Below are 16,154 nucleotides of genomic sequence, written 5' to 3'. Positions count from 1 at the left end.
CAGTCAGTCTTCAGAAAACTGGCATCACGTTGTCCGAAAGAGGCCGTTCCCCATGCAAGGTGTTAAACGCAAACTGGTTTATGTGTCGCTGTACGAAATCATCGGCATGACCTTCTCGGCGCTGGGCCTGGCCTTGTTGTCCGGCACCTCTCCCGGTAGCACCGGCCCGCTGGCCGTGGTCATTACCACCATCGCCGTGAGCTGGAATTTCATCTACACCTCGTTGTTCGAACGCTGGGAAAGCCGCCAGCCTTCGCGCACCCGCACGGTTAAACGACGCATCGCCCATGCAGTGGGATTTCAACTAACCTTGATAGTGTTTCTGATCCCGCTGATTGCCTGGTGGATGAACATCAGCCTGGTACAAGCTTTCTTGCTGGATCTGGCACTGATCATCTTCATTCCCTGCTACACCTTCGCGTTCAACTGGCTGTTTGACCGCACGTTTGGTTTGCCAGCCTCGGCGTTACCGGACCCGGCCTGAGTCGCATCCTGGCCGACACGCTGTTAGATTCCTGAAGCGTCGAATCGCTAAAGGAGTAGCTCAATGGAACACGCACTGAAGATTCTCGGTAAAGCATCCTCGATCAACGTCAGAAAAGTCCTGTGGACCTGCGACGAATTGAGTGTTTCCTACGAACGCGAGGACTGGGGCAGCGGTTTTGCATCGACCCACAGCCCCGAGTTCATCAAGCTCAATCCCAACGCACAGGTGCCGGTGATCATCGACGACGCCGGCGTGTTATGGGAGTCCAACACCATCTGCCGCTACCTGGTCGGCAAACACCACCACACCGATCTGCTGCCCACGGAGCCTGCAGCCCGCGCCCGGGTCGAGCAGTGGATGGATTGGCAGGCCACCGAGCTCAACCCCTCCTGGAGTTATGCGTTCACGGCGCTGGTGCGCAAGGATCCGGAATATCAGGACCCGCACCGTCTCGCCGTCGGCGTGCGCGCCTGGAACCAGAAGATGGCCATCCTCGAACAGCAGCTCAAGGCAACCGGTGCTTATGTCGCCGGCCCTCACTTCACCCTGGCCGACATCGTCGTCGGACTTTCAGTCAACCGCTGGCTGATGACACCGATCGATCGCCCCGACTACCCCGCCGTCGACGAGTACTTTCAACGGCTGGCCCAACGCCCAGGATTTCTCAAACATGGCTGCAACGGGTTGCCCTAGCGCACCCGACATACCCTTCTGTACCCCCTTGAAAAGAGAGACACATGAACGGACTCAACGTACTGCTGACCGGTGCCTGCGGCAGAATCGGCAAAACCTTTTTCGAAGCGTCGAAGGACCGCTACACCTTTGTGCTGACGGATCGCATCGAACCCGACTTCGCGGTCGACGTCCCGCACCGTTTCCTGCGCCTGGACCTGGCCGACGCTTCAGCCGTGGGCAATGCCCTGGAAGGCATCGACGTGATCGTGCACCTGGCTGGCATCCCGCACGCCACCGCCTTGTTCGATGAGTTGCTGCCCAACAACATTCTTGCCACCACCTACCTGTTCGAAGCCGCCGTCGCTGCCGGATGCAAGCGACTGGTGTTCGCCAGCAGCGCGCAAACCATTGAAGGTTATCCGGTGGATCGGCAAATCACGCCGGGCATGCAGGTGATGCCGGCCAACCTTTACGGCGTCAGCAAGTGCTATGGCGAGGCGTTGTGTGGGTACTACGCCGCCAAACGCGGGCTTTCTACCATCGCCTTGCGTATCGGCGCGTTCGAATTCCCGGACCGTCATGAACTGACCAATGCCCGTGATCTGAGTGCCTGGCTCAGCCCACGAGATGCGGTGCAGTTGCTGCAACGCTCGGTGGAAGTGGAAGGCGTGCAACACCTGATTGCCCATGGCATCTCCAACAACCGCTTCAAGCGGCTGGACCTCAGCGAAACGACGCGAGTGCTTGGCTATGAGCCGATGGATGACGCGTTTCAACAGTTCGACATCCCCATTGCGCCATAAACCACCAAGATGAATACCGTTACTGCAATAAACCAGCGAAATGCGGTGAAAATGCGCCGGGATTCGCACACACCTGATTCCGATAGCAGGCTAAGCTTCTCCATCAATAAAAATTGGATCAGCATATGTCTGCGCGCACCCTCGCCTCCTTCAGCCAAGCGGACGGTATCGATCCCGTCCGCGCCGCTCAAATCTCCGCTCGCATCGACCGATTACCTGCCGTTTCAACGATCTGGAAACTGGTGGCGCTGCTTTCTATCGGTGGTTTTTTCGAGCTGTACGATCTTTTCCAGACGGCCTACATCAGCCCTGGCCTGATTCGCGATGGCATCTTCGCAACAGGCAGTCAGGGCGTGTTCGGTTTTTCCGATCAGGCAGCGTTTGCCTCGGCGACCTTCCTCGGGTTGTTTCTTGGCGCAAGCCTGCTGAGTCCACTGGCGGACCGCTTCGGTCGCCGCGCGATCTTCACCTTTGCCCTGATCTGGTACACCGTCGCGACCGTCGCGATGGGGGTTCAGAGTTCGGCCCTGGGGATTATCTGCATGCGCTTCCTGGTGGGCATTGGCCTGGGCATCGAACTGGTGACCATCGACGCGTATCTCTCGGAACTGGTCCCCAAACGCATGCGCAGTTCCGCCTTTGCCTTCGCGTTTTTCGTACAGTTCCTGTCGGTGCCAGCAGTGGCATTGATGTCGTGGTGGCTGGTGCCGCAAGCGCCCTTTGGTGTCTCGGGCTGGCGTTGGGTGGTGTTGGCGAGCGCGGTGTTTGCCTTGTTCATCTGGTGGCTGCGTTCGCGCTTGCCGGAGTCTCCGCGCTGGCTGGCTCAGCACGGCCGATTCGACGAGGCCGGCAAGATTCTCGATGACATCGAAGCGCGCTGCGTGAAGGATCAAGGCAAGGCGCTGGACGAGCCGGAACCGGCTGAGGTGGACGTTCAAGGCAAAGGTCGTTTCGCCGATATCTGGCAGCCACCGTTTCGTCGCCGGGCCCTGATGCTGATCGTGTTCCATGTGTTTCAGGCCATCGGCTTCTTCGGCTTTGGCAACTGGCTGCCGGCGTTGCTGTCCGGGCAAGGTGTGAGTGTCACCCACAGTCTGATGTATGCCTTCATCATTACCCTTGCCTACCCGCTCGGGCCTTTGCTGTTCGTGAAGTTCGCCAACCGTTTTGAAAACAAATGGCAGATCGTCGGTTCAGCGCTGGGCGCGATGACGTTCGGTACGTTGTTCGCGTGGCAAACCAGTGCGTTCGGCCTGATTTTCTGTGGGGTGATGATCACCTTCTGCAACGCCTGGTTGAGCTTCAGTTATCACTCTTATCAAAGCGAACTGTTCCCCACCAATATCCGCGCCCGGGCGGTCGGGTTCTGTTATTCGTTCAGTCGATTGTCGACGGTGTTCAGCAGCCTGCTGATCGGGATATTTCTCGAGCATTTCGGCACGCCGGGTGTGTTGGCGTTCATCGTCAGCAGCATGCTGATCGTGATGATCACCATCGGCTGGTTCGGCCCACGGACCCGCAACCTGGCCCTGGAGAACATTGCCCATCGTTGACCGCAACGCGGACGAGGGATGCCGCCAAGCGGCAACCTGTCTCCGCCTTCGTTGCACGGCATGGCGCTGGCCCCTTGAAAACAGGGGGCTCAGCTGACGGCATGCAAATTGCTCCTACCGTTGGATCAGCCATTACCTGCAGGTTTATCCATCATGTTGGTCAGTGCAAAACAGACACACGTCGTTCAACCCCCGCAACGCACGGACATGGACCCCACGACGGCCGCCGCCAGCGCGCTGTACAGCGGGTTGATCCAGAACGTCCAGAACAACGCCGTTACGCCCACCGCGCAGGCCAGCGACACCAGCAAGATCAGCGACAACGTCAATGAAGCGTTCGCGAAAACCCGCATCAACCTGCAAGCGACTGACGCATCGACCGTACCGGCGTCGAGCGACAGCACGGCCATGAGCGACTTCAAGGACTACATGAGCAAGACGCCGGAACAGCGTCTGCGCGACAGCCTTTTGAAAGAGATGGGGCTGACGGAAGAGGAGGTCAAAGCCATGCCACCGGAGCAGCAAAAGGCGATCGGCGAAGAGCTTGCACAGCGCATGGAAGACAAGCTGAAACTGGCGAAAACCGAGAACGCTGATAGCAGTGCCGACAAGGACAATGGCCAAGTGGTAGACAAATTCCTGGCCGCGCTTTAGTCCCTGAATACACACAAATCCCTGTAGCAGCTGGCGCAGCCTGCGTTCGGCTGCGTCCGGCTGCTCTGTGGCGAGGGGATTCATCCCCGTTGGGTCGCGCAGCGGCCCCATATCTTTACGACTGCCGAGCAGCCGAACGGGGATGAATCCCCTCGCCACAACAGAGCCGAACGCAGGCTGCGCCAGCTGCTACAAGGATTGGGTATGCCATTTAGACATGCGTGCGCTAATTCAACTGCAACGTCGAGTTGAATTGGCTGATCGCATCCACCACATGCCGTGAGCCTTGCTGGATCTCCAGGATCACCTCGCCCGCCTCGTTCGCCAGTTCAACGCCAAGCCCGGTCCGGCTCAAGCTCGATTGCATGCTGGTGACCGCACTCAGCGACAGGTCGTGGTTCCTGCGCACCACGTCGACAATCTCCAGCGTCGCCTGACTGGTTCGCGCCGCGAGGCTGCGGACTTCGTCGGCCACCACCGCGAACCCGCGCCCGTGTTCGCCCGCCCGAGCCGCCTCGATGGCTGCGTTGAGTGCCAACAGGTTGGTTTGATCGGCGATTCCGCGAATGGTCTGGACGATGGTGCCGATGATGTCGGATTGCTTGCTGACCGCATCAATACTCAGGGCAGCTTCGTTCAGATCGCGGGAGATGTCCTGGATGATCTGCACGGTTTGCTGCACCACCTGAGACCCCTTCTGCGCGCAGGCATCGTTTTGAACTGACGTGCTGTGAGCGGACTCCGCGGCGGTTTGCAAGGTCGTGACCTGTTGGGTGATGTCACTGGCAAACTTCACCACTTTGTACAACCGGCCCTTGGCGTCGAACAACGGGTTGTAGGAAGCTTCCAGAAACACCGTATGACCGTACTTGTCTTTGCGCTCGAAACGGTGCGAGTGATATTCGCCACGGTTGAGTGAGGCCCAAAACGCCTTATACGCTTGTGAATCACTTTCGCTGCGATGGCAAAACAGGCTGTGGTGCTGCCCCACTACTTCGTTGAGCGAGTAGTGCATGGTTTTCAGAAAGTTCTCGTTGGCGGTAATGACCTTGCCATCGGGAGTGAATTCGATGACCGCCATGGAGCGGCCGATGGCGGCGAGCAAGCTGTCGTTCTCGTGTTCCTTGTTGATTCGATCGGTGATGTCCGAGGCCACTTTCATCACGCTTTTAACCTGGCGATCGGCACCCAATACCGGCATGTAACTGGCTTCAAGCCAGACCTCTTGGCCCCGTTTATTCAAGCGTGAAAAAGTCCCGGTCACCGGTTCGCCACGTGCCAGGTCGCGCCACAATTTCGCGTATTCCTCGCTCCGATAAAACGCCTCCTCGCAGAACATTCTGTGGTGCTTGCCGCGCACTTCTTCAACGCTGTAACCCATGACGCTGCAGAAGTTGTCGTTGGCGTCTATTACCACACCTTCAGGGGTGAACTCGATGATCGCCATTGAACGACTGATAGCCGCCAACTTGCCGTTGGCTTCAGTCAGTGCGCAGCTGAAGCGTTCGATTTCCAGCAGATCAGACTTGTGATGTAGGTTAAACATGGTTGTATCACCCTAAGCGCGGTCGTTTGAATGAAGAAAGTTCAACGTTCTTTCAACGTATCCACCAAAACGTTCCATGGAACAGGCACACGCATCCCCCAATAAGGAAGGAAGTGTCAGGTGATAAATGATGTTCAATCGGAGAGTCCTGACTGCAACGCTCTTATCAAGACATCCTTCTCTTGATAGCCCCGGACAGGGCCAACCCTGATGTATTCATAGGTAATTCCTTTTATGCAAAGACTCCTTGCTGGCTAGCGTCAGCATAGACAGCCATTATCGTGAAGCAAGGCCACTAGTCGGCCAGCATCCGGGACTAAATCGTTTCAGCGTCGAAAGGTGTCACGCGGGATGAGAATGGCTACTACTGGGCAAACAAAATAAACATCGGAGAAAACGCGACACTGACCATTCTGTCGCTTTGCTCGATCAATTCATTCTGGGAATAGAGCTCGGTGACCTGGGCAGGGACGACGGCTTTTTCGGGAAAACTGAAGGGGCAGCAACCCCTGCCTAATCCCACTTCCTTGATGTTGCTCATCATCATGTTACCAATAGCATCGGGGCCATCTACGCCAAAGATCTTCACTGTGTGAACTCTATTATTGTGCTGCCAGGACGATACCTGTTTGCTCATGTTGTAGTCAGACAGGTTGATGGGACGATTGGCGGCTTTGCTCAACACCGACAATTTTTTCCCGGTGTAATCCCGATTTTCCCAAACGCAGAAATAGCCGTAGTCGCAGATGCCGTCGCTCCCCTGGACGTCGCCAGGAACCGGAAAGGCTATTATCACCGCGCCATTTTCGTAGACCAGCTGAGTCGAGCTGATTTGCTCGCCACCCCCTTTGCGAATGAGCTGTTCATCGATCCGCTGCTGGACCGCCACCGTTTGCGCAGCATTCATTGGGGGATTGATGACGGCGAAACGACTTTTTTCACCTACGGCGTCTTTTGCATAAAAGAAGAACAGTACGAAGACGCCAACACACAGCGCAAAGATGACGAGGATCAATCTGATAACCATGTAAAAACTCCGCGCCTGAATACACGCTGATCATTGGTGATGTTCAGGTGCAGAGTCTGTTTCTGATGACATCTTGTCTACTGTCACAAATGACAGTTTTGATCCTTTTTTCTCGCTACAAACCGGCGCCAACCCTCGTGGCGATGTAACCCGGCAAGCAACCCTTGTCTTCAGGATCGCGGAACACCTCCCTGGAGCGCGCCCGGAGGGTATTGTCGAAGTGGTGGGCATGGCGTTGCTCAGATCGAGGATCAATCCCCTTCTGTGCATGAACGCCGGGTTTTCTTGCAGATTATTTGGTTATGAGGTTAGACAGACAGCAGGAGCCCGAGGGCCGGGCTCCCTTGTCGCGGGATCAATGACCGAACACATCCACCTTCTTGGCCTTCTTGTCCGCGCGCTTTTCATCGGCGGTTTTTGCCGGTTTTTTCTTCGCTGCTTTCTTTGAATCCATGCCTTTGGCCATGATACGTACTCCACTCATACGGGATGTGGAATCAGGTATACACCTATCGCCGCACGCGTGTTCTTTTATAATCGCCCGTTTTACGTATCGACAGACCAACCCTATGCCCGACACCCAGTACACCTTGCTCGACGAGCCTTTGTGGCCACTGATGAACAAGTTTTATCGCGCTCATCAATCGCCGATGAAAGCCGTGCGCGACGCACAACTCTGGGTCGCCAGACGCGAGGGGATCATCGGCGCGCTGTGCTTGCGACCGGTCGCGGACGGGCATTGGTTGACCGGGTTGTTCGTTGATCCTGCCTGCCGCGAACAGGGCATCGCCGCGACGCTGATCGCCCACGCGATCAAGGACGCCGAAGGTCCGGTGTGGTTGTTTTGTCATCCAGACTTGCGGGAGTTTTATGAGCGGCGTGGTTTTGCTTTTGATCCGCCACTGCCCTACTCGATGGCCGAACGCCTGAGCCGATACGCACGCAGCAAGCCGATGATTGCCATGGGTTTAGAACCGTTGGTGAGGTCGCCCATCGATAACGTGTGATCGGTCGATGAAGGGCAGTTCTTCAAGCGGGGTGCGAATCCGTTAATTAACGGATGACATTGCGGCTTATTAAGCCCGGAAAAATGAAGCAATCCAAACACTTGTAAAGAACCAAATGTGGGAGCCGGGCTTGCCCGGCTCCCACAGGTTTATCAGGGGATTCAAAAATCTTGTGTTAATCGTCAGCGTTCGGATCAAGCTCCGGGAACATCACCTCGGTAAATCCGAATTGGGTGAAATCCGTGATGCGCGACGGGTACAGCCGCCCGATCAGGTGATCGCACTCATGCTGCACGACCCGTGCGTGAAAGCCTGAAGCAATGCGCAGGATCGGTTGCCCCTTGGGGTCGACACCTTCGTAGCGAATATCCCGATAACGATCCACCGCACCGCGCAGACCCGGTACCGACAGGCAGCCTTCGAAACCCTCTTCCAGTGTCGGGCTCAGCGGCGTTATCAGTGGATTGATCAAAATCGTCTGTGGCACGGCTTCAGCGTCCGGATAGCGTTCGCTGTGCTCGAAACCGAAGATCACCAATTGCAGGTCGACGCCGATCTGCGGCGCAGCCAGGCCAACCCCACCGACGCTTTCCATGGTCTGGAACATGTCGTCGATCAGTTGCCACAGCTCGGGGCTGTCGAACATTTCAGCCGGAACCGGCGGGGCAATGCGCAGCAAGCGCTCATCACCCATTTTTAGAATTTCACGGATCATTAGATGGCTTCGTCAGTGGGCGACTTGATCGAGTGGTCTCGACCCAGTCCGGAAACGTGGTGTTTAGGCTCGTGGTCGAGCTCCCCAGGGACCTTCTCACCTGGGTCCTTGCCTTCGGTGGACATGTGCTCGATCACTGCATTCATTTCTGCGCCGAGCAATAGTACCGCCGCAGAAATATAGAAATAGAGCAGCAACACGATGATCGCACCGATACTGCCGTACATGGCGTTGTAGTTGGCGAATTCCTTGACGTACAGGCCGAAGCCCACGGAGGCCAGAATCCACACCACCACCGCCAGCACGGACCCCGGCGTGATGAAGCGAAACTCCTGCTTGACGTCGGGCATGACGTAATAAATCAGCGCCACCGCCACCATCAGCAGGATCACCACCACCGGCCAGCGGACGATTGTCCACAAGGTGACGATGAAGTCCTCGAGGCCGACCTGCGCGGCGATCCAACCCATGAGTTGCGGCCCCAACACCATCAAGGCAGCGGCCACCAACAGCATGCCGGCGATGCCAATGGTGTAGATGATCGACAGGGGAAAGCGCTTCCAGGCCGGGCGACCTTCCACCACATCGTAGGCCGCGTTCATCGCGCTCATCATCAAGCGCACGCCGGCCGAGGCGGTCCATAGCGCAATCACGATACCGACCGACAGCAACCCGCCTTTGGACTGCTGAAGCTGGTCGATCACCGGGTTCACCTGCTCCAGAGCCTGGGGCGGCAACACCAGTTCCGACTGCAGGCGCAGCCACGAAAAAAAGTCCGGCAGGTGCAGGAAACCGATCAGTGCAATCAGGAACAGGATGAAGGGGAATAACGAGAACAACATCTGATAGGCCAGTGCCGAGGCGTAGGTCGACATCTCGTCGTCAACGAACTCTGTGACTGTGCGCACCATCACGCGATGGATGGGCAGACCTTTCATGTCCGGGAAAATCATTAGCGTCTCCTTTCGCCGCAAAATTGGGTTGAAGTCGAGGCGACTCAGGGGCCGTTTTCTACATCAAAGTAGCCTACTTGGCGACTTTGAAACAATTTCCGTGCTCAAGTTCAAGCTGACACAAAAACGGCCATCCGTGGATGGCCGTTCGTAAAGCACGTCACGGCCTGGATCAGGCCTTGTCGACACCTTTCTTTACCGCGTCTTTGGCTTTGCCAACCGCTTGTTGAGCTTCGCCTTTCTTTTCCTGAACGACGCCTTCAGCGCGCATTTTATCGTTGCCGGTGGCCTTGCCGACGCCCTGCTTGACGTTACCAGCGGCTTCGTTGGCCATGCCTTTTACTTTATCGCCAGTGCTGCTCATGGTGTTTCTCCTGTGAACAATTGAACGAGAAAAGTCGTTACACAAAGATTGACCGGAGGCGTTTGCAGGGAGTTTCATTTATTTTCAGCAGGACATTTCATCGATCGACGCAGGTTGGGCTTTATGTTTGCCGACCAACCCCCGAGAATGCGCAACGTATTCAGGCTCAGGCGCTGAAGATCCAATCCCGTAGGAATGTTATGAAACTCGATAAAAAGCAGGCCATTGCCCGCAGAAACCAGGAACTCGGCGGTGCTGTGCTTGGCGTCAACAACTGCCATTTCACCGAATTGAACCGTAACCGCAATATCTGGTGGTTCGATATTCCGGTCGCGCGCCTGGCCATTGGTCAGTACGAATGGGTGCACCTGTTGATGCACACGCCGGACACCGACGAACTGGTGCACCTGAAAGTGCCGACGGTGTTCCTGCGCGAAAAGCTTGAAGGGCTGGTGGTGCGCAATGAGGGCAAGCGCAAGGCGGCATTGAGCCTGGAACTGAGTGCAGACAAGGATTCGTACTTGCAGGACATGCGTCCGGCGGGCACCAACGTGAACTTCGCGCCGTTCCGCCTGTAACCCCACATATGCCCCTGTGGCGAGGGAGCTTGCTCCCGCTGGGCTGCGAAGCGGCCCCTTCTGTTCAGGTAAAAGAACGGGGCCGCTTCGCGCCCCAGCGGGAGTAAACTCCCTCGCCACAAGAGCAGCAACAAAAAGCCCCGCATCTGCGGGGCTTTTTTTTGACTAGGCGGTGGCTTTCTTCGTGTTTATTTTCTTCAGCTCTTCATCCCGCAGTTCACGCCGCAAGATCTTGCCGACGTTAGTCGTCGGCAGTGCGTCGCGGAACTCGACGGAGCGTGGGACCTTGTAGCCCGTCACGTTCGCACGCATGTGCTCCATGACTTGCTCTTTCGTCAACGTTACGCCCGGTTTGGCAACGATGAAGATCTTGATCGCCTCGCCAGACTTCTCGTCCGGGATGCCAATGGCTGCGCACTGCAGCACGCCTGGCAAGGTCGCGAGCACGTCTTCCAGCTCGTTCGGGTACACGTTGAAACCGGAGACCAGAATCATGTCTTTCTTGCGATCGACGATACGCATGTAGCCATCGGGCTGGATCAGCGCGATGTCACCGGTTTTCAACCAGCCTTCGCTGTCGAGCATTTCGTCGGTGGCGTCCTGGCGCTGCCAATAGCCCTTCATGACCTGCGGACCCTTGACGCACAGCTCACCGATTGCGCCCAGCGGCTGTTCGACGCCAGCATCATCGATGATCTTGCACAGCGTCGACGGAACCGGAATGCCGATGGTGCCGATCTGGATGTGCTGGATCGGGTTGACCGTCGCCACCGGGCTGGTCTCGGTCATGCCGTAACCTTCGCAGATGGAGCAACCGGTGACCGCTTTCCAGCGTTCAGCGGCGGCCAATTGCAGGGCCATGCCGCCCGACAGGGTGACTTTCAGCGCGGAGAAATCCAGCTTGCGGAAGCCTTCGTTGTTGCACAGGGCAACGAACAAGGTGTTCAGGCCCACAAAGCCGCTGAACTTCCACTTCGACAGTTCCTTGACCATCGCCGGCAAGTCGCGCGGGTTGCTGATCAGGATGTTGTGGTTGCCGATCAGCATCATCGCCATGCAATGAAAGGTGAAGGCATAGATGTGGTACAGCGGCAGAGGCGTGATCAGGATCTCGCAACCTTCATTCAGGTTGGAACCCATCAGCGCCTTGCATTGCAGCATGTTCGCCACGAGGTTGCGGTGAGTCAGCATCGCGCCCTTCGCCACCCCGGTGGTGCCGCCGGTGTACTGCAGGACCGCCACATCGCCGCTGGCCGGGTTGGCTTCAACCACTGGCTGGCCGTGGCCCTTGCTCAGCACGTCATTGAACTTGATGGCTTTGGGCAAGTGGTACGCTGGCACCATCTTCTTCACGTACTTGATGACGCTGTTGATCAGCAGGCGCTTGAGCGGCGGCAACAGATCGGCCACTTCGGTGACGATCACGTGCTTGACGCCGGTTTTCGGCACCACGGTCTGCGCCAGGTGCGCCATGTTTGCCAGGCAAATCAGGGCCTTGGCACCGGAGTCGTTGAATTGGTGTTCCATTTCCCGCGCGGTGTACAGCGGGTTGGTGTTGACCACGATCAGCCCGGCACGAATCGCCCCGAAGACGGCGACCGGGTACTGCAAAACGTTGGGCAGCTGCACAGCGATTCGATCGCCCGGCTGCAAGTCGGTATGCTGTTGCAGGTAAGCGGCAAAGGCACCGGACAATTCGTACAGTTCACCGTAGGTGATTGTCTTGCCCAGGTTGCTGAATGCCGGTTTATCGGCGAAGCGTTGGCAGGACTGCTTGAGCACTGCCTGAATATTCGGATACTCGTCCGGATTGATGTCGGCAGCAATCCCGGCAGGGTATTTATCCTTCCAGAAGTCTTCGATCATGGAAGCCCACTCCTCAGCAACGCGAATTCATCACCGCATTTGATGCGATTATTATTGGTGTTTGTTTGTTGGTGAGTCTGGCTTTTTTCAAGGCCGAGAGGTCACAAAGCGCGCCGAGAGTAGCAGCTTTGCCAAGGGTCGACTAGAGCCAAAAGCGGCCTCTACGGTCACATTCGTGACCCATGAATGTGCAATAGTCAGTTTTAGAGCAAAAATTCTATACCGCTGTAAAAGGCCCCGTGAAATAGGGCTTTGGCCCCGTTAAAAGCATCGCGGGCAAGCCTTGCTCTCACCGGTTCACATCAATATCGATGCAGACTTGTGGGAGCAAGGCTTGCCCGCGATCCGCGCAAAGCGCGGCCATTCACCGATCAGGCGATATCCCGCAACTCCCGCCGCAAAATCTTGCCGACCGGTGTCATCGGCAACGAATCACGCAACACAATATGCTTGGGCACTTTGTACGCCGTGAAATTTTCCTTGCAGTAAGCCTTCAGCTCTTCAAGGCTGACACCGGATTCGCGGGCCACCACGAACAGCTTCACCGCCTCCCCCGATCGCTCGTCAGGCACGCCGATCACCGCGCAGTTGGCCACTTTGGGGTGGGCCATCACCACGTCTTCGATCTCGTTCGGGTACACGTTGAAGCCCGAGACGATGATCATGTCTTTCTTGCGGTCGACAATGCGCACGAATCCATCCGGATCGATCACCGCGATGTCACCCGACTTGAACCATCCCTCGGCATCCAGCACTTCAGCCGTCGCCTCGGGTTTCTGCCAGTAACCCTTCATGATCTGCGGGCCCTTGATGCACAACTCGCCACGCTCGCCCAAAGGCTGCTCGACGCCGTCATCGTTGATGACTTTGAGCGTAGTGCCCGGCACCGGCAGGCCCACCGTGCCGATGCGCGACTTGTCGCCGTACGGGTTGGTGCAGGCGACTGGCGACGTTTCGGTCAGGCCATAGCCTTCGGTGATGCGGCAACCGGTCAGTTTTTCCCAGCGTTCGGCGGTGGCCTTGACCAGCGCGGTGCCGCCGGAGTTGGTCAGCTTGAGGCTGGAGAAGTCCAGGGTCTTGAAGTCCGGGTGATCCATCAGCGCGACAAACAGCGTGTTGAGCCCCAGCAGCGCCGAGAAGCGCCAGTTCTGCAGCTCCTTGATGAAGCCCTTGATGTCCCGGGGATTGGTGATCAGCACGTTGTGGTTGCCGGTCACCATCATGCACATGCAATTCGCCGTGAATGCATAGATGTGGTACAGCGGCAGCGGCGCAATCATCACCTCCTGCCCTTCGCGCAACAGCGGCTGACCGTCAGTGCCAAACTGCCCCAGACAGGCCCGCGCCTGCTGCATGTTCGCCACCAGATTGCCGTGGGTGAGCATGGCGCCCTTGGCCAGGCCAGTCGTGCCGCCGGTGTATTGCAGCACGGCGATGTCGTCGAGGCCGGCGTTCAGCGGCTTGATGCCCTGGCCTTTGCCCATGCGCAGCGCGCTCTTGAAGGAAATGGCTTGCGGCAATGAATAGGCCGGGACCATTTTCTTGACCTTGCTGACCACGGTGTTGATCAACCAGCCCTTGGCGGCGGGCAACATGTCGCCCATCTTCGCTTCGATCAGGTACTGGATGTCGGTGTCCGGCAGCACTTCCTGGACCTTCTGTCCGAACATGTTCAGGTAGACCAGCGCCCGGGCACCGGAATCCTTGAACTGATGACGCATCTCCCGTGCGGTGTACAGCGGGTTTGTATTGACCACGATGAGGCCGGCGCGCAAGGCGCCGAACACGGCAATCGGGTATTGCAGAACGTTGGGCATCTGTACCGCTATGCGATCGCCCGGTGCCAGGTCGGTATGGGCTTGCAGGTAGCCGGCGAACGCGGCGCTGTAGCGTTCCAGTTCGGCGTAGGTCAGGGTTACGCCCATGTTGCTGAATGCCGGGCGGTCAGCAAATTTCTTGCAGGAACGCTCGAACACCTCGATCACCGACTTGTAGGCACCCAGATCAATGTCGAGGGGCACGCCGGCCGGGCGTTTGTCATTCCAGAAATCAGGTTGCATTGTTCTTGTCCTCTTTACCTGAACCTATCCGGGCCGCTGTTCTGTCATTTGTAAAACAAAAGGCAGAAGGCGGAGCTTCACGGACACTAGCAGTTATGGCCTATCAGGCAAATACGCCAGTGACTCTCATTGACCGTGTGAATCTTGATTCCGTGGTCCGGCCTGATCAGCCTGATCAGACGGCAAGCGCGCGATGCGCTATACAATGCATCGGAGCTGTTTTCCACTTGGCAGCCCCATAGCAAAGGAATCGCCATGATCCACGACACTTTCTGGCTGACCGCGAGTGACCGCAGCCGCCTTTACGTCAATCAGTGGCTGCCCGCTGCCCCTTTGAAAGCAGTCATCCTGCTGGCACACGGCATGGCGGAACACAGCGGTCGCTACGCCCGTCTGGCGCAAAAACTCTGCGATCAGGGCTACGGCGTCTACGCCCCGGACTTGCGTGGACATGGCAAAACTGCCGAAAACGGGACGCTGGGTTTTTTCGCCGACGACGATGGCTGGTGCAAGGTGGTCGGTGATCTCGCCAGCCTCAACCAGCACATCGGCCAACAGCATCCGGGCGTACCGATTGTGTTGCTCGGCCATAGCATGGGCAGCTACATCGCCCAGGCTTATCTTCTGCATCACAGCGCCAGCCTGCATGGCGCAATCCTGAGCGGTTCAAATTTCCAGCCCTTGGCGCTTTATCGTGCCGCGCGGCAGATAGCTCGTCTCGAACGCCTGCGGCAGGGGCCGAAGGGGCGCAGTGCGCTGATTGAATGGCTGACATTCGGTTCGTTCAACAAGTCATTCAAACCCGTGCGCACATCATTCGACTGGCTCAGTCGTGATCCGGCTGAAGTCGATCTGTATGCCGCCGACCCGCTTTGCGGCTTTCGTTGCACCAACCAACTGTGGATCGATTTGCTCGGCGGCTTGCAGCAAATCAGCAAAGCGTCCAATCTCGCGCAAATTGATCCGGGCCTGCCGCTGTTAGTGATTGGCGGTGAATGTGATCCGGTGAGCGAAGGTAAACGTCTGAAAGATCTGGCTAACGCACTGCGCGAGGCCGGCAGCCAGAACCTGCAGCTGACGATCTACCCCCAGGCTCGGCATGAATTGTTTAACGAGAGCAACCGCGATGAAGTGATCAACGACGTGTTGAACTGGATCGCGCAGGCATTGGCGCACCGACGGCCACTCAGGTCGGAATAGTTTTTTTGTACATTTATTTATTCGTGACAGGAATTGAAACAGATGACCCAGGTTACCAACACCCCGTACGAAGCACTCGAAGTCGGCCAGACTGCCAGCTACAGCAAATTGGTCGAAGAGCGCGATATCCAGCTGTTCGCCGCCATGTCTGGCGACCATAACCCTGTGCATCTGGACGCCGAATTCGCCGCTGGCACGATGTTCAAGGAGCGCATCGCCCATGGCATGTTCAGCGGTGCGCTGATCAGTGCCGCCGTGGCCTGCGAGTTGCCTGGGCCAGGCACTATCTATATCGGCCAGCAAATGAGCTTTCAGAAGCCGGTGAAGATTGGTGACACGCTGACCGTGCGCCTGGAAATTCTGGAGAAACTGCCAAAGTTTCGCGTGCGCATTGCGACCCGCGTTTTCAACCAGCGTGATGAGTTGGTCGTGGATGGCGAAGCGGAGATCCTGGCTCCGCGTAAACAGCAAACCGTGACGCTGCCTACCCTGCCGGCCATCAGCATCGGGTGACTCAACAAAAAGATCGCAGCCTGCGGTGTAGTGGTTCAGTTTTTTTAAACCATCCCGTAGGAGGATTAAGCCGCCTGTTGCTCGAACAGCGCAGGCGGCAAGTGGTTCGAGGCGGAGTGGCAACGGCGATAGTTGTAATGCGAGATGAATTCC

16 protein-coding genes are annotated in these 16,154 nt (G+C 57.2%); 9 read left to right on the top strand and 7 right to left on the bottom strand.

Annotation, left to right across the window (positions count from 1 at the left end):
- Positions 1 to 52: 52 nt before the first annotated feature.
- The 5 genes from GBC55_RS16755 (at position 53) to GBC55_RS16735 (ending at position 4,172) form a co-directional block, all read left to right on the top strand.
- A complete protein-coding gene (locus GBC55_RS16755; protein WP_162438658.1) occupies positions 53 to 484 on the top strand; it encodes a PACE efflux transporter in 432 nt (143 codons plus the stop codon).
- A 63-nt stretch (positions 485 to 547) separates the two neighbouring features.
- On the top strand, positions 548 to 1,180 hold the full coding sequence (locus GBC55_RS16750; RefSeq protein ID WP_162438657.1) for a glutathione S-transferase: 633 nt from the start codon (positions 548 to 550) through the stop codon (positions 1,178 to 1,180).
- Positions 1,181 to 1,224: 44 nt separating this feature from the next.
- Positions 1,225 to 1,965 carry an NAD(P)-dependent oxidoreductase gene (locus tag GBC55_RS16745; RefSeq protein WP_162438656.1) on the top strand — a complete coding sequence of 247 codons (741 nt, stop codon included), beginning with the start codon at positions 1,225 to 1,227 and terminating at the stop codon, positions 1,963 to 1,965.
- Between the two features lie 125 nt (positions 1,966 to 2,090).
- Entirely contained in the window at positions 2,091 to 3,518 is a 1,428-nt protein-coding gene (locus tag GBC55_RS16740; protein WP_162438655.1) for an MFS transporter, read from the top strand.
- A 153-nt stretch (positions 3,519 to 3,671) separates the two neighbouring features.
- Positions 3,672 to 4,172, top strand: a complete 501-nt coding sequence (locus tag GBC55_RS16735; RefSeq protein ID WP_162438654.1) for a hypothetical protein — start codon at positions 3,672 to 3,674, stop codon at positions 4,170 to 4,172.
- Between the two features lie 226 nt (positions 4,173 to 4,398).
- Here GBC55_RS16735 and GBC55_RS16730 read toward each other — a convergent pair whose 3' ends face one another.
- Together GBC55_RS16730 and GBC55_RS16725 are read right to left on the bottom strand one after the other, a co-directional pair.
- On the bottom strand, positions 4,399 to 5,718 hold the full coding sequence (locus tag GBC55_RS16730) for a PAS domain-containing methyl-accepting chemotaxis protein (protein WP_162438653.1): 1,320 nt from the start codon (positions 5,716 to 5,718) through the stop codon (positions 4,399 to 4,401).
- 364 nt (positions 5,719 to 6,082) lie between these two features.
- Entirely contained in the window at positions 6,083 to 6,745 is a 663-nt protein-coding gene (locus GBC55_RS16725) for a peptidase inhibitor family I36 protein (RefSeq protein WP_162438652.1), read from the bottom strand.
- A gap of 569 nt (positions 6,746 to 7,314) precedes the next feature.
- Between GBC55_RS16725 and GBC55_RS16720 the strand changes: the two genes are divergently transcribed.
- Positions 7,315 to 7,752, top strand: coding sequence for a GNAT family N-acetyltransferase (locus tag GBC55_RS16720; protein WP_162438651.1), 438 nt, complete (start codon positions 7,315 to 7,317; stop codon positions 7,750 to 7,752).
- Between the two features lie 175 nt (positions 7,753 to 7,927).
- Here GBC55_RS16720 and def read toward each other — a convergent pair whose 3' ends face one another.
- The 3 genes from def to GBC55_RS16705 all read right to left on the bottom strand — a co-directional run bounded on the left by def (position 7,928) and on the right by GBC55_RS16705 (position 9,784).
- Positions 7,928 to 8,467: a peptide deformylase gene (gene def, locus GBC55_RS16715; RefSeq protein WP_162438650.1), complete on the bottom strand. Its 540-nt coding sequence runs from the start codon at positions 8,465 to 8,467 to the stop codon at positions 7,928 to 7,930.
- A complete protein-coding gene (locus tag GBC55_RS16710; protein ID WP_162438649.1) occupies positions 8,467 to 9,420 on the bottom strand; it encodes a YihY/virulence factor BrkB family protein in 954 nt (317 codons plus the stop codon). The genes def and GBC55_RS16710 overlap by 1 nt, the downstream gene beginning before the upstream one ends.
- Positions 9,421 to 9,592: 172 nt before the next feature.
- A complete protein-coding gene (locus GBC55_RS16705) occupies positions 9,593 to 9,784 on the bottom strand; it encodes a CsbD family protein (protein ID WP_020798093.1) in 192 nt (63 codons plus the stop codon).
- A 200-nt stretch (positions 9,785 to 9,984) separates the two neighbouring features.
- On the opposite strand from GBC55_RS16705, the gene GBC55_RS16700 reads away from it, so the two are divergent.
- Positions 9,985 to 10,362, top strand: coding sequence for a hypothetical protein (locus tag GBC55_RS16700; RefSeq protein ID WP_162438648.1), 378 nt, complete (start codon positions 9,985 to 9,987; stop codon positions 10,360 to 10,362).
- A gap of 165 nt (positions 10,363 to 10,527) precedes the next feature.
- On the opposite strand, the gene fadD1 is transcribed toward GBC55_RS16700, so the two are convergent.
- Complete coding sequence (gene fadD1, locus GBC55_RS16695) at positions 10,528 to 12,228, bottom strand: long-chain-fatty-acid--CoA ligase FadD1 (RefSeq protein ID WP_162438647.1); 1,701 nt, start codon at positions 12,226 to 12,228, stop codon at positions 10,528 to 10,530.
- Between the two features lie 371 nt (positions 12,229 to 12,599).
- Positions 12,600 to 14,288, bottom strand: a complete 1,689-nt coding sequence (gene fadD2 / locus GBC55_RS16690; protein ID WP_162438646.1) for a long-chain-fatty-acid--CoA ligase FadD2 — start codon at positions 14,286 to 14,288, stop codon at positions 12,600 to 12,602.
- A gap of 255 nt (positions 14,289 to 14,543) precedes the next feature.
- Here fadD2 and GBC55_RS16685 point away from each other — a divergent pair, with 255 nt between their 5' ends.
- Positions 14,544 to 15,488 (top strand): alpha/beta hydrolase, encoded by a 945-nt coding sequence (locus GBC55_RS16685; RefSeq protein ID WP_162438645.1) that lies wholly within the window; start codon positions 14,544 to 14,546, stop codon positions 15,486 to 15,488.
- Between the two features lie 42 nt (positions 15,489 to 15,530).
- Entirely contained in the window at positions 15,531 to 16,001 is a 471-nt protein-coding gene (locus tag GBC55_RS16680) for a MaoC family dehydratase (RefSeq protein ID WP_162438644.1), read from the top strand.
- Positions 16,002 to 16,154: the final 153 nt, after the last annotated feature.

Source organism: Pseudomonas sp. TNT3, assembly GCF_010095445.2.
GTDB lineage: Bacteria > Pseudomonadota > Gammaproteobacteria > Pseudomonadales > Pseudomonadaceae > Aquipseudomonas.
The sequence above is the reverse complement of the archived record's forward strand: the minus strand, read 5'-3'. Positions and strand labels throughout refer to the sequence as shown.

Coding starts and splice junctions, on each gene's coding strand:
- GBC55_RS16755 (WP_162438658.1), top strand. CDS start 53: ATGCAAGGTGTTAAACGCAAACTGGTTTATGTGTCGCTGTACGAAATC.
- GBC55_RS16750 (WP_162438657.1), top strand. CDS start 548: ATGGAACACGCACTGAAGATTCTCGGTAAAGCATCCTCGATCAACGTC.
- GBC55_RS16745 (WP_162438656.1), top strand. CDS start 1,225: ATGAACGGACTCAACGTACTGCTGACCGGTGCCTGCGGCAGAATCGGC.
- GBC55_RS16740 (WP_162438655.1), top strand. CDS start 2,091: ATGTCTGCGCGCACCCTCGCCTCCTTCAGCCAAGCGGACGGTATCGAT.
- GBC55_RS16735 (WP_162438654.1), top strand. CDS start 3,672: ATGTTGGTCAGTGCAAAACAGACACACGTCGTTCAACCCCCGCAACGC.
- GBC55_RS16730 (WP_162438653.1), bottom strand. CDS start 5,718: ATGTTTAACCTACATCACAAGTCTGATCTGCTGGAAATCGAACGCTTC.
- GBC55_RS16725 (WP_162438652.1), bottom strand. CDS start 6,745: ATGGTTATCAGATTGATCCTCGTCATCTTTGCGCTGTGTGTTGGCGTC.
- GBC55_RS16720 (WP_162438651.1), top strand. CDS start 7,315: ATGCCCGACACCCAGTACACCTTGCTCGACGAGCCTTTGTGGCCACTG.
- def (WP_162438650.1), bottom strand. CDS start 8,467: ATGATCCGTGAAATTCTAAAAATGGGTGATGAGCGCTTGCTGCGCATT.
- GBC55_RS16710 (WP_162438649.1), bottom strand. CDS start 9,420: ATGATTTTCCCGGACATGAAAGGTCTGCCCATCCATCGCGTGATGGTG.
- GBC55_RS16705 (WP_020798093.1), bottom strand. CDS start 9,784: ATGAGCAGCACTGGCGATAAAGTAAAAGGCATGGCCAACGAAGCCGCT.
- GBC55_RS16700 (WP_162438648.1), top strand. CDS start 9,985: ATGAAACTCGATAAAAAGCAGGCCATTGCCCGCAGAAACCAGGAACTC.
- fadD1 (WP_162438647.1), bottom strand. CDS start 12,228: ATGATCGAAGACTTCTGGAAGGATAAATACCCTGCCGGGATTGCTGCC.
- fadD2 (WP_162438646.1), bottom strand. CDS start 14,288: ATGCAACCTGATTTCTGGAATGACAAACGCCCGGCCGGCGTGCCCCTC.
- GBC55_RS16685 (WP_162438645.1), top strand. CDS start 14,544: ATGATCCACGACACTTTCTGGCTGACCGCGAGTGACCGCAGCCGCCTT.
- GBC55_RS16680 (WP_162438644.1), top strand. CDS start 15,531: ATGACCCAGGTTACCAACACCCCGTACGAAGCACTCGAAGTCGGCCAG.